A 14,168-nucleotide genomic window follows, 5' to 3' on the forward strand; every position below is an offset into this window, starting at 1 on the left:
GTACTCCTCCATCCCGTCGGCCGGCTCGGCCGGTGGCTGGCCCTCGACGCCCCCACGGGCCGACGCCGGCCGGCCGGTCGAGCCGCGCGCGGACTACAGCACCTACGACTCCACCGACATCTGGGCACCGTCGAGGATCCCGAGCATTCCGAGCGGCCCGAGCGGCCCGAGCAGTTGGCCCAGCGACAATGACCTGCCGAAATGGCCCACCGGCGACCAGCCGCAGAGCTGGAGCCGCGGCGATCGCGTGGGCGGCTCGTCGCGGCCGAGATACGACTTCCCCGAGACCGGATCGGTAGCCACCGGCCCGATCCCGGCCGTGAAGCCGGCCACCTCGGGTGACGAGTACCTGCCGATCTTCGCGGCGGTGGAGTCGGCCTGGTTCGAGCACGGGAGCGAGTCCAGTGCCAGCTGGGGATCGGCCAACGCCGACGCCGGCTGGAGCGCGGCCGAGACCGTGATGAAGCCGGTACGCGACGGCGCGACCTCGGCGGGCCTCCCCAAGCGGGTGCCCAAGGCCAACCTGGTGCCGGGCTCGGCCCAGACGGCCGCCGCGCCCCAGAACGTGACACCGATGCCGGCGCCGTCGCCGGAGCAGGTGCGCAACCGCCTGTCCAGCTTCCAGCAGGGTTTCCGGGCGGCCCGGAATGACATCAGTTCGGGCAAGGCACCGGCACCCGCCGTCGACCCCACGAACAGCGGAGGGGGCACATGACCGACCTGACGTACGTGGCACATGGCCTCGACTGGCTGATCACGGAATTCGTCAGCACCGTGCCGGGCGTCGCCCACGCGGTCGTCGTCTCGTCCGATGGCCTGCCGCTCGCGTTCTCGTCGGCCTTCCCCGCCGACCGGGCCGACCAGCTGGCCGCGATCGCCTCAGGTCTGGTCAGCCTGACGCAGGGAGCGGCCCGCATGTTCGAGTCCGGCCCCGTCACCCAGGCGGTGGTGGAGATGCAACGCGGGCTGATGCTGACGATGTCGATCAGCGACGGCTCGTGCCTGGCCGTGCTCGTCGCGCCCGACTGCGACATGGCGCTCGTGGCGTACCACATGACGCTCATGGTGGAGCGTACCGGCCAGGTGCTGACCCCGGCCGTGCACGCCCACCTGCGGGCCGGCCAGAGCAGGTGACAGGACGGTCAGCTGGGCCGGCGGGTGACCCGCTGGGGCACCTACCGGCTCGGCCGCGCCTGCTCGGCCAGGAATTCCTCCCAGGTCCGACGGCCGACGGCATGTTCGGGGGCGAGGTTGGCACCGGCCCGGTACGCGCGAGCGGCCCGGCCCGGGCTGTTGATCGACAGGACCAACCGGCGCTTGCCGGTGGCCTTCAGATAGCCGCGGGCAAGCTCCTTCATCGGGTACACGCGCGGCCCGGCCATGTCGGGCACGAGGCCGGCCGGCTCGCCGAGGGCGAGCTCGACGAGCCGGGCCGCCACCTCGCCCGAGTCGACCGGCTGGAACCGGACGCCGCCCCAGAGCGGCATCACCGGCGACTTGGCCATCAGCCCCAGCGTCATGAGGATCCACTCGTGGAACTGGGTGGCGCGCAGGGTGGTCCACGGGATTCCGGACTCGGCGATGACGCGTTCGGCGGCGTGCTTGGCGGCGAAGTAGCCGAACATGGCGCGGTCGACACCGCTGACGACCGGCACCCGATCGGCGCCGACGACCGAGATGTACACCAGGTGCCCGACACCCGCGGAAGCGGCCGCCCGCACCAGGTTCCGGGCCTTGTCCTCATCGCCCTTGGCGCTCCCCGCGCAGTGCACGACGGTCTCGACCCCCTTCATCGCGGCGTCGAGCCCCGCACCGGTGCTCACATCGCCGGTCACGAACTCGACGCCGTTCCCAGGCCGGCGGCCGGTCCGGCTGAGCACCCGGACCTCGCGGCCGGCGTTCCGCAGGAGTGGTACGACCAGGCGCCCCAGTGTGCCCGTGCCGCCGGTGACCAGGATGGGAGATGCCATGTCTACTCCAAGTCCGTTTCGGACGCCTGGATTTCGAGGGTCCAATGGGACGACCCCGCGTGTGGAAGGAATGTGACATCGCCAGAAATAGTCGGAGCATCGACAGGACCGCTAGCGATGCTAGAGTTGCTGGCATGTCGATTCAGGAGCGTCGGGAGCGCGAGCGGGCAGAGCGCGAACAGCTGATCATCACAGCCGCCCGCGCGCTGGCCGAGGCCGAGGGCTGGGAGGCGGTGACGACCCGGCGCCTGGCCGAACGCGTCGAATACAGCCAGCCGGTGCTCTACAGCCACTTCAAGGGCAAGGACGCCATCATGGCCGCCGTCGCCGTGGAGGGCTTCGCCGACCTGGCCGCCGACCTGCGCGCGGCCCGTACCTCGGCGAGCGACCCTCGGCGGGCCCTCGCCGACGTCAGCGCCGCCTACGCGGACTTCGCCGAACGACGGCCCGCACTGTACGACGCCATGTTCAGCCAGACCGTCGACCTGCCCTTCGCCACCCCCCAAGCACCGCCTGCCCTGCACGCGTGCTTCGGCGAACTGAGCCAGGCGCTGTGGCCACACACCGGCGACGACGAACTGGGCACGCTCACCGAAACCCTCTGGGCCGGCCTGCACGGGCTGGTGACGCTGATGCGCGGCGGCAGGCTCCCGCCTGAATACCACGACCGGCGGCTGGCCCTCCTGATCAGCCGCTTCTCGCAGTCATCCGGCGACCGCACCTGATCACCCTCACGCCTCGGCGAGCAGCCGTCCCACCCCCTCCTGGCTGAAGACCTCCCGGCCCGCCAGGGCGATCGCGCCGATGATTCCCGCGTCGGTGCCGAGCTGGCTCGGTGTGATGATGAGCTTGCGCGTCGCCAGCGGCAACGCCTGTTCGTACACCGCCGCGCGGACCCCGGACAGGATCTCGTCCTGCAGCTCGCTCAACGGACCGCCGAGCACCAGCATGCGCGGATTCAGCGTGTGGATCAGCATCGCCACGACCTCGCCGATGTCGGCGGCCGCCTGGCGGATTCTGTGCAGCGCGCTGGTGTCGCTGTCGGCCACCAGCCGGGCCAGCTCGCGCGAGGCGTACAGCCGGTCGTCGATCGAGGGCGGGGCGATGCCGAGGTCGGTGAGCACCGCGCGATGGCTCGCGACGGCCTCCAGGCAGCCGAACTTGCCGCACCTGCAGACGACGTCGCGCCGGGTGGACGCCCGGATGTGCCCGATGTCGCCGGCCGCGCCGTCGGCGCCGCGATGCACCGAGCCGTCCGCCGTCACGATGCCGGCACCGATGCCCGATCCGACCTTGATGACCAGCAGGGGCGTGTCGGCCATCTCCTGGGTCGCCTCGCCCAGGGCCATCAGGTTCACGTCGTTGTCGACCGTGACGGCGGCGCCGAACTGCTTGCGCAGGTAGTCCCCGACGGGGTACGCGTCCCAGCCGGGCATGATCGGCGGGCGCACCGCGCAGCCGCGCTGGAAGTCGACCGGGGCCGGCAGGCCGGCGACGACGTGGCGTACCCGAGCCGGATCATGGCCGTGCTCGGTGAGCATCGAATGCAGCCGCCCGGACACCTCGGCCAGCAGTTCCTCGGGACCGCGGTCGACGGGCAGGTTGACGATGTCGCGGCCGATGATGGTGCCGCCGAGGTCGGCGATCGCGAGCTGGGTCGCGGCCACGTCCACGTCGGCCACGGCGATCGTGCCGGCGCGCGGGCTGATGGTGAGCGCCCGAGGCGGCCGGCCGCGCACCGACTGGCTCGACTCGGTCTCCTCGACGATGCCGCCATCGATCAGGCTGTCCACCTGCTGACTGACGGTCGACCGAGCGAGGCCGGTGAGCCGCGCGATCGCCGCGCGGCTGGTCGCCTCGCCATTGGCGATCATTCCCAGCACCCGGTGCAGCGCGATGGCAACAGGCGCCGGCACGGCCTGACCGCCGGTTTTCCCATCTTTTTGCATGCGATGAAACTAAAGATGGCATCTTGTGCCTGTCAATAGCCTCAATCATGCTCGCATATGGCCAAACAGTCTTTTGGAGGTCTGAACGTGGCGCATCCGCGCACTCAAGCCGTCATCATCGGCGCCGGCATGATCGGGTCGGTCCATGCGGCGGCCATCCGCGGCGTCGGCGCGACCGTGCGGGGCGTCGTCGGTTCGACCCCGAGCCGTTCCGCCGTGCTCGCCAAGGAGTGGGACGTCCCGGTGCGCTATCCGGACCTCGCGGCCGTGCTCGCCGATGACGCGGTGGACGTCGTACACATCTGCACGCCCAACGTGCTGCACGCCGACCAGGCGGTGGCGGCGTTGCGCGCCGGCAAGCACGTGATCTGCGAGAAGCCGATCGCGACGTCGCTCGCCGACGCCCAGCGGCTCGCCTCGGTGGCCGCCGAGACGGGCCGCACGCTCGCCGTCCCGTACGTCTACCGCTATCACCCGCTGGTCCGTGAGATCCGGGCCCGCCGGATGAACGGCGACTTCGGCGCCTGGCAGCTCCTGCACGGCAGCTACCTGCAGGACTGGATGCTCGACGCCGGCACCGCGAACTGGCGCGTCGACGCCGCGCAGGGCGGGCGCTCCCGCGCTTTCGCCGACATCGGCTCCCACTGGTGCGATCTCGTCGAATGGGTGGCCGGAGTCCGGTTCCACGAGGTCACGGCCCGGCGCGGCATCACCAGGCCCGAGCGGCCCGCGGGCAGCGGCGCGACCTTCGGTCCGGCCAGCGGACCGGCATCGGACCATCTGCGGCCGGTCACGACCGAGGATGTCGCCACCGTCCTGCTGCGGACGGCGGAGGGGGTGCTCGGCTCGTTGACGGTGTCGCAGGTCTCCGCCGGGCGCAAGAACCGGCTCTGGTTCGAGCTCGACGGCGCGGCCGGCAGCGCCGTGTTCGACCAGGAGAACCCCGAGTCGGTGTGGCTCGGCGACGCCGATGGCGCCCGGATCGTCGTACGGGACCCGGGTCAGGGATCGGCCGAGCAGCGCCGCCTGGCCACCCTTCCCGCAGGACACGCGCAGGGCTACGGCGACTGCTTCCGGGCGTTCGTCGACGACGCCTACTCGGCCATGGCCGGCCTGCCGGTCGTGGGGCTGCCGACCGCCGCGGACGGCGTCCGCTCGGCACGGCTGGTCGACGCGGTACTGCGGGCCGACGAGAGCCTCAGCTGGACCGTCGTCGAGTGATCATCCATCCAAGTAAGGAAGAGAGAACGTGGCAACTCAGCCGCAGCACCACCGCATCGGCATCCTCGGTAGCGGCAACATCTTCAGCCGGTACGTCACCGGCATGGCCCGGTATCCGGAGCTGAAGATCGTCCGCGTCGGCGACATCGACGTCGACCGGGCCAAGCGGGCCGCCGGCGAGCACGGCATCCCGGGCTGGGGGGACGCCGACGAACTCTACGGCGACGACTCGATCGACATCGTGGTCAACCTGACCCCGCCGGTGCACCACGCGAGCACGATCATGCGGGCGCTCGACGCCGGCAAGCACGTCTACGTCGAGAAGCCGCTGGCCACGACCGTCGCCGACGCGAAGACGGTGCTGGCGGCGGCCGCGGCCAGCGGGCGGGTGCTCGGCTCCGCTCCGGACACCTTCCTCGGCAGCGCCAGCCAGACCGCGCGCAAGGCGCTCGACGACGGGCTGATCGGCGAACCCATCGGCGCGTCGGCGTTCATCCGGCACAGCAAGGCCGAGACCTGGCATCCGGATCCGCGCTTCCTGTTCCAGGCCGGCGGCGGCCCCGTCCTGGACATGGGGCCGTACTATCTCGCGATCCTGGTGAACCTGCTCGGCCCCGTCAGGTCCGTGGCGGCGGCCGCCCGCATCGGCGCGCCGGTACGCACGGTGACCGCGCCGGACCGGGCCGTGGACTCCATCGACGTCGAGGTGCCCACCCACGCCTCGGCCGTCCTCGTCTTCGACTCCGGGGTCATCGGCACGACGATGATGAGCTTCGACGTCTGGGACAGCGATCTGCCCGCCATCGAGATCTACGGCACCGAGGGGACGCTCACGCTGCCCAATCCCAACCACTTCGACGGTGACGTCCGGGTGCGGCGGCACGGTGAAGCGGACTGGACCGTCCTGCCGCCCGTGGTCGAGCTGTTCGGCGCGGTGGGCACCAAGGAGCAGGCACGCCGCGGGCTCGGCGTACGGGATCTGGCCGACGCGATCGAGGGCGGACCGCACCGCGCCAACGCCGCGTTCGCCTTCCACGTGCTCGAAGGACTGTCCGCGATCGACGGGCCCGGGCAGGTCACCCTGTTGGAGAGCACGTGCGACCGCCCGGCCGGCCGCTTCACGAAGTAACCCCGCAGAGGGGATGGCTCACCCCGCCGGGCGGCTGTGCGCGGCGGGGTGGGTCTCAGCGCCGGGCGGTGACGTCGATGACGACCTTGCCGGCCGCGTGACCGGCCTCCACCAGCGCGAGCGCGTCGCCCGCCGCGGACAGCGGGAACACCCGGCGGACGTACGGGTCCAGCTTCCCGGCGGCCACCAGCTCGGCCACGGCCGACAGCGTCGCCGGGTCACCGGTGCGCATCAGCGAGCGCGCGCCGAAGCGGGCGAGGGTCTCCTCGTCGGCCACGCTGCTCACCCGCGTCCGGGCGGTGATGACGCCGGCGACGCCATCGAGCGCGTCACCACCTGCCAGATCGAGAACCGCGTCGGCGCCGGCCGGAAGCAGCTCCTGGAGCCGGCGCGCGAAGTCGTCGCGATCGTAGGCGACCGCCGTGGCGCCGAGGGACTCGATGAACTCCCGCTTCGCCGCGCTCCCGGTGCCCACGACGGCGACGCCGTCCATGACCGCGAGCTGGGCCGCGACCGTGCCGACTCCCCCACCGGCGCCCAGGATCAGCAGCGTCTGCCCTGAAGCCAGGCCGAGGACGGCGAGCCCCTCATAGGCGGTCCCCGCCGCGATCGGCAGCGCCGCCGCGTCGATGAACGACAGTCCGTCCGGCATCCGCGCCGCCCGTGCCACCGGCAGCAGCGCCAGTTCGGCGTACCCGCCGCTGCCGCCGACCGTACTGCCGAGGACCTTGTCCCCGACGGCGAGTTCGACGACTCCCGGCCCGGTCCGTACAACGGTCCCCGAGACCTCACGGCCAAGGATGGCGGGCAGCTTCAGCGGCAGGAAGGCACGGTGCATGCCGGCCCGGACCTTCCAGTCCACCGGGTTGACACCGGCCGCGCGCACCTCGACGAGCACTTCGCCGTGTCCCGGCTCGGGCGCGGGCACGTCGAGGAAGCGCTGGAGGTCAGGACCGCCGTAGTCGAGGAACGCATATGAGAGAGGCATGGTCCCGGACGCTATCCGCCGCAGGTCGGTGGGGGTGACGCGGCCGTTTCGGTCAGCGAACCGGCAGGCGGACGGTGATCCAGGTCCAGGCGCGGCGGCGCAGGCGGACGGGCTGTTCCGGTCAGCGAACCGGTGCGGGGGCCTGCCGGAATCCGCCGTCCTAGGGTGTGATGCCACCACCTGAAGGACGGTGACGACGGTGCGAACGCCTGGCGATCCCGCTGCCGAACCGCTCGCTTTATGTCGGAAACAAAACTAAAAGCGGCGGGTTGCGCCTGTCTGAGGCACAAACCATGCTCCTCGCCAGAGGACAAATCGGGCTGACTGTACAATTCCCGACACCTTGGTACACCCCCCGCCCCCAGAATGTCTCGAGGAGTATCGATGTCACTGACGAAGTCCGCCTGGCGACGCCGGCTCGCAGCAGGCGCCACCGGCGCGGCGATGCTCGCCTCCGCCGCATGCAGTGCCGCCAACCAAGGGGCCATCGGCAGTTCCGCACCCGCCGGCCCGGCGAGCAAGGGCGGAACCCTTGTGGTCGGGCAGACGACCGAAGCCGAACCGGGTTCCTTCCTCAAGACCTCGTTCGGCAACATCCTGTGGGAGTACGCCGTCCTCGAGACGCTGACCCTCATCGACACCAAGACCGGGCAGCCCAAGGGCGTCCTGGCCAAGTCCTGGACGCTGGCGCCGGACGGCAAGAGCCTGGACATCAAGCTCCGCGACGACGTGACCTTCCACAGCGGCCGCAAGCTGACCGTGGCCGACGTCATCTTCGCCATCCAGCAGGTCCAGGACCCGAAGGTGGGGGCGGCGAACCAGTCGATCGCCGCCCAGATCTCCGACATGAAGGCGACGGGCGACTACGAGCTGGCGCTGACCTTCAAGCAGCCACTGCCGAACGTCTTCGACCTCTTCGAGACCATGCCGATCCCGAACAAGGACGCCTACGCCGACTACGCGTCCGGCACGAAGGTCGACGGCACCGGACGCTTCGAGTGGAAGTCGTGGACCCCGGGCGGCAAGCTCCAGCTCAGCAAGTACGCGAAATACCGCGATGCCCAGAACACCCACCTCGACAACATCGAGATCAACCTCATCAAGGACCCGACCGCGATGGTCGCGGCCATCCGCAGCGGCCGGGTCCAGTACGGCGTCGGCCTGGCCGGGCTGGACGCGAGAAGCCTGAGCCAGCAGCCGGGCTTCGCCCTCGTGTCGTCCGGCGGCGCGGCGATCCCGCTCGGGTTCGACGTGACCAAGCCGCCGTTCGACAACAAGGCCGTGCGTCAGGCGATCCATTACGCGATCGACCGCGACCGCATCGTGCAGCAGGTCGAGGGCGGCCAGGCCCAGGCGACCAACCTGCCGTGGCGGACCTCCACGATCGGCTACGACGCCGCGCAGACCAAGCAGTACACCTACCAGCCCGACAAGGCCAAGCAGATGCTCGCCGCGGCGGGTGTGAAGGCGGGCACGTCGTTCGACGTGACCATGCTGAACACCCCCGAGGCCACCGGAGTCTTCCAGATCGTCAAGAACAACCTGGCCGCCGTCGGGCTGAACGCCAAGCCGGTCATCGCCACGGCCGACTACGACGCCAAGGTCTCCAGCAAGAACATGGGGACCCCCGCCTTCCTGATGATGAACAGCAACGGCCTCTCGCCGGCGAGCGCCGTCGTGAGCCGCCCGGAGCTCCAGGCGGACGAGAACGTCTCGCACTTCAAGAGCCCCGAGTACACCCGGCTCGTGAAGGCGGTCACCAGCGCCAGCACCACGCCCGACCAGCAGAAGGCGCTGCACGACTACAGCGCCTACTTCGCCGATGAGGCGTTCGTGCTCCCGCTGATCACCCGCCCCACCCTCACGGTGCGGTCGAACGCCCTGAACGACCTCGCACCGACGCAGATGGGCTTCCTCGACATCAGCCGGGCGTGGCTGTCCAAGTAATCGACCTTTCGAGCGAGTGGCGGTATCGAGACGATGGTCCGGTTCCTGATACGCAAGATCCCATCAGTGGTGTTCGTGCTCTTCGCGAGCTCGATCGTCGCTTTCGCCCTGCCGCGTCTGGCGCCCGGTGATGTCGCCGTCACCCTCGCCGGCACGGACTCGACCGCGGCCACCATCGCCGCGATCCGGCAGGAGCTGGGCCTGAACCGGCCCCTGGTGGTTCAGTACTGGGACTGGATCGTCGGGCTCTTCCAGGGCAACCTCGGAGAGTCCTACCTCCTGCGCCGCAGCGTCGCGAGCCTCATCGGCGACCGGCTCGGCAGCACCCTGGAGCTCGCCGTGCTGGCGACGCTCCTGGTCATCGCGATTGGGACGACCCTCGGCGTCGCGGTCGGCTCGACCCGGCGCCGCTGGGCGCGGGCCGGCCTCGACCTGGTCAACAGCTTCTTCATCGCCATTCCGTCGTTCCTCACCGGTCTGGCGCTGATCCTGGTCTGCGGCGTGCTGAACCGGTGGCTGCCGGTCAGCGGCGAGGTCAGCTTCCTGGAGGACCCGACGATCGGCTTCCAGTTCCTGATCCTGCCGGCGTTCGCGCTGGCGCTGCCCTCGGCCGCGGTCGTCGCCCGCCTGCTGCAGGCGGAGATGCTCGCCGTCAAGAACGAGGACTACGTCGACCTCGCGCTGAGCAAGGGGGCGTCGGCCACCCGGATCACCCTCCGGCACGTGCTGCGGAACAGCGTGGGAACCGCGGTCGTGGCCGTGGGGCTGCAGATCGGCAACCTGCTCGCCGGCGCGGTGATCATCGAGGCGATCTTCAACCGCAACGGACTCGGCCAGCTCGCCGTGTCCAGCGTGCAGACCCGCGACTTCACCGTGTTGCAGGTGCTGATCCTCGCCATCGTCTTCGTGGCGGTGCTCTGTCAGATCCTCACCGAGGTCGTCCTGGCAGGACTTGACCCGCGCATCAAATTGGGAGAGTAGGTATGGCAGACCCTCAGCTGGTACCCCCCGACGTGGCTCTCCCAGAGGCGCGCCGACGACTGAACCCGACCCTGGTCCGCTACCTGACGGCGCTCCGCACGCCGAAGGGAGTGGTCGGGCTGTCGATCCTCCTCCTCATGGGGCTCGCCGCCCTGCTCGCGCCCGTGCTGTTCCCCGGTGGATACGACCAGCAGGGGCCGGAGGCGCTGACCGGGATGTCGGCCAAGCACATCTTCGGCGTCGACGAGTTCGGCCGCGACATCTTCGTCCGCAGCCTCTACGGCCTGCGCATCGACCTCAGCCTCATCCTCACCGCGGTCCCCCTCAGCATGGCGGTGGGCACGCTGCTCGGCCTGAGCGGCGTGATCTCCGAACGCCTGGGCGCCGCGGTGCAGCGGCTGCTCGACGTGATCATCGGCTTCCCCGGCCTGATCCTGGGGATCTGCCTGGTCGCCATCCTCCAGCCGGGCTGGCCGGCGCTCTTCCTGACGATCCTGATCAGCGGCCTGCCCACCGCCGGCCGCCTCGCCCGCGGCGCCTGGCTGACCCAGCAGAGCAGGGAGTACGTCCTGGCCGCCCGGGTGCTCGGCGTCTCACGATGGCAGCTGCTCGTACGCCACGTGCTGCCGAACGCGATGGACGCCATCGTCGTCAACGGCGCCGTCTGGATGGTCGTCGGCGTCTACATCGAGGCCGGACTGAGCATCGTCGGCCTCGGCGTGCAGCCGCCGACGCCCTCGCTCGGCGTACTGCTGAACAACGGCCTGCGGTTCGTCACCCAGGCGCCGACGTACATCGTCGGCCCGGCCCTGCTGCTCCTGCTGGTCTCGGTCGGCTTCAGCCTGCTGTCGGACGCGCTCAACGAGGCGGTGAACCGCCGATGACCTCCACCGAATCGCTGGCACCGGTGACGGCCAAGGACGCGCCGCTCCTGCGCGTCGAGGGACTGCGCACGGAGTTCCGCTCCAAGAAGGGCGGCGTCAAGGCCGTCAACGACGTCAGCTTCGACATCTACCCGGGCGACGTGCTGGGCATCGTCGGCGAGTCCGGCTCCGGCAAGTCGGTGACGGCGCGCTCCATCATGCGCATGCTGCGCCCGCCGGGCGAGGTCGTCGCCGGCTCCGTACGGTTCGGCGGGGAAGACCTGCTCACGCTGCCCGAACGGGAGATGAGGCGCCGCCGGGGCAGCAAGGTGGCCCTGGTCTTCCAGGACCCGCAGTCCGCGCTCAACCCCGTCATGAAGGTGGGCGACCAGATCGTCGAGGCCATGACGGTCCACGGCGTCGGCAAGCAGGCCGCCCGCGAGCGCGCGATCGACCTGCTCGAACAGGTCGGCATCCCCGACGTCCAGACGAAGATCGACCACTACCCGCACCAGTTCTCCGGCGGCATGCGCCAGCGCGTCGTCATCGCGATCGCCCTGGCGAACGACCCCGCGCTGCTGATCGCCGACGAGCCGACCACCGCTCTCGACGTCACCATCCAGGCCCAGATCCTGCGCCTGCTCGCCCGGCTCCGCACCGAGCTGGGCATCGCCATCGCGATCATCACCCACGACATGGGCGTGGTGGCCGAACTCTGCACGGACGTCGTCGTCATGTACGGCGGCCGCACCGTCGAGAAGGGGACCGTCGAGCAGGTCTTCGAGCAGCCGCGCCATCCCTACACCGCGGCGTTGCTGGCGGCCATGCCTCGTATCGACGACGATCGGACCGGCCGGTCGCTGCCCGCGATCCCGGGAGCGCCGCCCGACCCCGCCGCACCACCCCCCGGCTGCCCCTTCGCCCCCCGGTGCCGGTTCACCGAGGAGGCCTGCGAGCAGGAACCACCGGCGTTGCTGCAGATCGGCGGCACCGGGCAGGCCGCGGCCTGCTTCGTCGCCCAGCGGGCCGCCGGCGGCCTCGACCTCTCCGCTCCGGTGCCGGACGAGCCGGCCGCTCCCCCGGCGGCTGCTCCCCCGGCGGCCGAGGCCGTCCTGGAGGTCCGCGACCTGAGGGTCGACGTCGGATCCCGGCGGCGTGGGCTGTTCCACCGTGAGCCCCCCGTGTACGCGGTCGACTCGGTGAGCCTGTCGGTGCACCCGGGCCGCACGCTCGGACTCGTGGGCGAGAGCGGCTGCGGCAAGTCGACGCTGTCGCGCAGCATCGTGGGGATCAACAAGGTCGCGGGCGGGTCGATCCTCGTCGACGGCGCCGACGTGAGCGCCATGGGCGAGGAGGATCTGACGCGGGTCCGGTCTTCGGTGCAGTACCTGTTCCAGGATCCGTACGCGTCGCTGAACCCACGCCGCACCATCCGGCAGTCGCTGGGCGAGGCCCTCGCGTTCAGAGGCATCGGCGGGCGGGCCCGCGAGGAGGCGGCGCGTGACCTGATGGCGCAGGTCGGCCTGCGGGCCGAGCACCTCGACCGCTACCCGCACGCGTTCTCGGGCGGCCAGCGCCAGCGGATCGGCATCGCCCGCGCGCTGGCCCGCCGGCCACGCACGCTCATCCTGGACGAGCCGGTCTCCGCGCTGGACATGTCGATCCAGGCGCAGATCATCAACCTGCTGGAGAAGCTGCAGCACGAGCTCGGGCTCGGCTACCTGTTCATCGCCCATGACCTGTCGGTCGTGCGGCACCTCAGCGACACCGTCGCGGTGATGTATCTCGGCCGGATCGTCGAGCACGGCGAGGCCGCCGAGGTCTACGGCAACCCGCAGCACCCCTACACCGCCGCGCTGCTGTCGTCCTCGCCCGTCCCGTCGGTCTCGGCGCGGTCCCGCGAACGCATCATCCTGCCGGGTGACCTGCCCAGCCCCGCGAACCCGCCGACCGGTTGCCGCTTCCGCACCAGGTGCCCGATCGGCCCGCTGGCGCATCCGGATCGGACGATCTGTAAAGAGGTCGACCCACAGCTCACCCTCACCGCCACCGGCCAGCGTGCCGCCTGCCACTTCGCCGGCGAACTCGCGCCCCAAGCCTGACACCGAACACCGAAAGGAAGCCATATGCCCGGCACCCCGAAGATCGCCCTCAACCCCATCCAGTGGATGGCCAGCGCCGACGGATGGCTGGACCCGTCCTTGGCGCCCGAGCCGAAGCAGCGGCTGTCCCTGATCAAGCAGGCCGGATTCGACGCCGTCATGGCCGAGGTCCCGGCCGGCTTCACCGTGGAGCAGTACCTGGCACTGCTGGACGAGACCGGTCTGACGCTCGCGCCCGGCTACTTCGTCGTCCGGTCGGACGGCCGGGACGGCAACCAGGCCGACGTCGTGGCCAGTGCCACCGAGGTCGCGCGCCAGCACGCCCAGCTCGGCATGACCGAGATCGGTCTCGGGCTCGGCATGGCCAAGGATCGGCCGCGTGTGCTGCGCCCCGCCCAGGGCTACGACCCGGACGACTCCCGCGTCGAGGCGGTGACGGCGCTGATCGGGCAGATCTCCGACGCCATGCTCGCCGAGGGCGTCCGGCCGTCGCTGCACCCGCACGTCGGCACGTGGATCGAGACCGAGGAGGAGGGCCGGGCGGTGCTCGACGCCCTTCCTTCGTCGCGGCTCGGCTTCCTGCCCGACACCGGGCACCTGGCGTGGGCGGGCGCCGACGTCGGCCGGTTCGTCAAGGACTACGCCGAGCGGATCCCGTTCGTGCACGTGAAGGACTGCCGGCTCAGCGTCGCCGCCGAAGGCCGCGAAAAGGACTGGGGCTACCAGCAGACCGTCCTGGCCGGACTGTGGGTCGAGCCGGGCCGAGGCGAGCTCGATCTCGCCGGGATCATCGGCAACCTGCCCAGCGAGTTCGACGGGTGGCTGATGGTGGAGGTGGACCGTCCCGACATCGCCGACCCCTACGAGAGCGCGCAGGTGTCGGCCCGCTGGATGCACAGCACGTACCCGGCTCAGAGCTGACGCGCACCGCCGGCGCGGCGCCTTCGGCCGCGCCGGCGGGCGGCCATCAGTCCCGCGCCTCGCTTCCCAAAGCACCGGGGATGCCCGCCGCGGGCGC

The 14,168-nt window shown here is 70.8% G+C and carries 12 protein-coding genes and 1 pseudogene; 10 read left to right on the plus strand and 3 right to left on the minus strand.

Going from position 1 to position 14,168, the window contains the following annotated elements; all coding sequences use genetic code 11:
* Both KME78_RS62805 and KME78_RS62810 read left to right on the plus strand, forming a co-directional pair.
* Positions 1-715, plus strand: a pseudogene (locus tag KME78_RS62805) (hypothetical protein); the annotation flags it as partial.
* Positions 712-1,134: a roadblock/LC7 domain-containing protein gene (locus tag KME78_RS62810; RefSeq protein WP_219539800.1), complete on the plus strand. Its 423-nt coding sequence runs from the start codon at positions 712-714 to the stop codon at positions 1,132-1,134. The pseudogene KME78_RS62805 and the gene KME78_RS62810, both read left to right, overlap by 4 nt.
* A 41-nt stretch (positions 1,135-1,175) precedes the next feature.
* On the opposite strand, the gene KME78_RS62815 is transcribed toward KME78_RS62810, so the two are convergent.
* A complete protein-coding gene (locus KME78_RS62815; RefSeq protein ID WP_219539801.1) occupies positions 1,176-1,970 on the minus strand; it encodes an SDR family oxidoreductase in 795 nt (264 codons plus the stop codon).
* Positions 1,971-2,104: 134 nt separating this feature from the next.
* On the opposite strand from KME78_RS62815, the gene KME78_RS62820 reads away from it, so the two are divergent.
* Positions 2,105-2,695 (plus strand): TetR/AcrR family transcriptional regulator, encoded by a 591-nt coding sequence (locus KME78_RS62820; RefSeq protein ID WP_219539802.1) that lies wholly within the window; start codon positions 2,105-2,107, stop codon positions 2,693-2,695.
* A gap of 6 nt (positions 2,696-2,701) precedes the next feature.
* On the opposite strand, the gene KME78_RS62825 is transcribed toward KME78_RS62820, so the two are convergent.
* Positions 2,702-3,919: an ROK family transcriptional regulator gene (locus KME78_RS62825; protein ID WP_219539803.1), complete on the minus strand. Its 1,218-nt coding sequence runs from the start codon at positions 3,917-3,919 to the stop codon at positions 2,702-2,704.
* An 87-nt stretch (positions 3,920-4,006) separates the two neighbouring features.
* Between KME78_RS62825 and KME78_RS62830 the strand changes: the two genes are divergently transcribed.
* Positions 4,007-5,140, plus strand: coding sequence for a Gfo/Idh/MocA family protein (locus tag KME78_RS62830; RefSeq protein WP_308127606.1), 1,134 nt, complete (start codon positions 4,007-4,009; stop codon positions 5,138-5,140).
* A 28-nt stretch (positions 5,141-5,168) separates the two neighbouring features.
* The gene (locus tag KME78_RS62835; RefSeq protein ID WP_219539805.1) at positions 5,169-6,269 is read left to right on the plus strand and encodes a Gfo/Idh/MocA family protein; all 1,101 of its coding nucleotides are present in this window, start codon (positions 5,169-5,171) and stop codon (positions 6,267-6,269) included.
* A gap of 55 nt (positions 6,270-6,324) precedes the next feature.
* On the opposite strand, the gene KME78_RS62840 is transcribed toward KME78_RS62835, so the two are convergent.
* Positions 6,325-7,257, minus strand: a complete 933-nt coding sequence (locus KME78_RS62840) for an NADP-dependent oxidoreductase (protein ID WP_219539806.1) — start codon at positions 7,255-7,257, stop codon at positions 6,325-6,327.
* 384 nt (positions 7,258-7,641) lie between these two features.
* Between KME78_RS62840 and KME78_RS62845 the strand changes: the two genes are divergently transcribed.
* The 5 genes from KME78_RS62845 to KME78_RS62865 are packed head-to-tail and all read left to right on the plus strand — an operon-like array spanning position 7,642 to position 14,071.
* On the plus strand, positions 7,642-9,204 hold the full coding sequence (locus KME78_RS62845) for an ABC transporter substrate-binding protein (RefSeq protein WP_219539807.1): 1,563 nt from the start codon (positions 7,642-7,644) through the stop codon (positions 9,202-9,204).
* A 33-nt stretch (positions 9,205-9,237) separates the two neighbouring features.
* Positions 9,238-10,185, plus strand: a complete 948-nt coding sequence (locus tag KME78_RS62850; protein WP_246655146.1) for an ABC transporter permease — start codon at positions 9,238-9,240, stop codon at positions 10,183-10,185.
* 2 nt (positions 10,186-10,187) lie between these two features.
* Positions 10,188-11,069 carry an ABC transporter permease gene (locus KME78_RS62855; protein WP_219539809.1) on the plus strand — a complete coding sequence of 294 codons (882 nt, stop codon included), beginning with the start codon at positions 10,188-10,190 and terminating at the stop codon, positions 11,067-11,069.
* Entirely contained in the window at positions 11,066-13,150 is a 2,085-nt protein-coding gene (locus KME78_RS62860; RefSeq protein ID WP_219539810.1) for a dipeptide ABC transporter ATP-binding protein, read from the plus strand. The genes KME78_RS62855 and KME78_RS62860 overlap by 4 nt, the downstream gene beginning before the upstream one ends.
* A gap of 24 nt (positions 13,151-13,174) precedes the next feature.
* Positions 13,175-14,071 (plus strand): sugar phosphate isomerase/epimerase family protein, encoded by an 897-nt coding sequence (locus tag KME78_RS62865; protein WP_219539811.1) that lies wholly within the window; start codon positions 13,175-13,177, stop codon positions 14,069-14,071.
* The last annotated feature ends 97 nt before the right edge of the window (positions 14,072-14,168 follow it).

Source organism: Nonomuraea guangzhouensis, assembly GCF_019396345.1.
GTDB classification, from domain to species: domain Bacteria; phylum Actinomycetota; class Actinomycetes; order Streptosporangiales; family Streptosporangiaceae; genus Nonomuraea; species Nonomuraea guangzhouensis.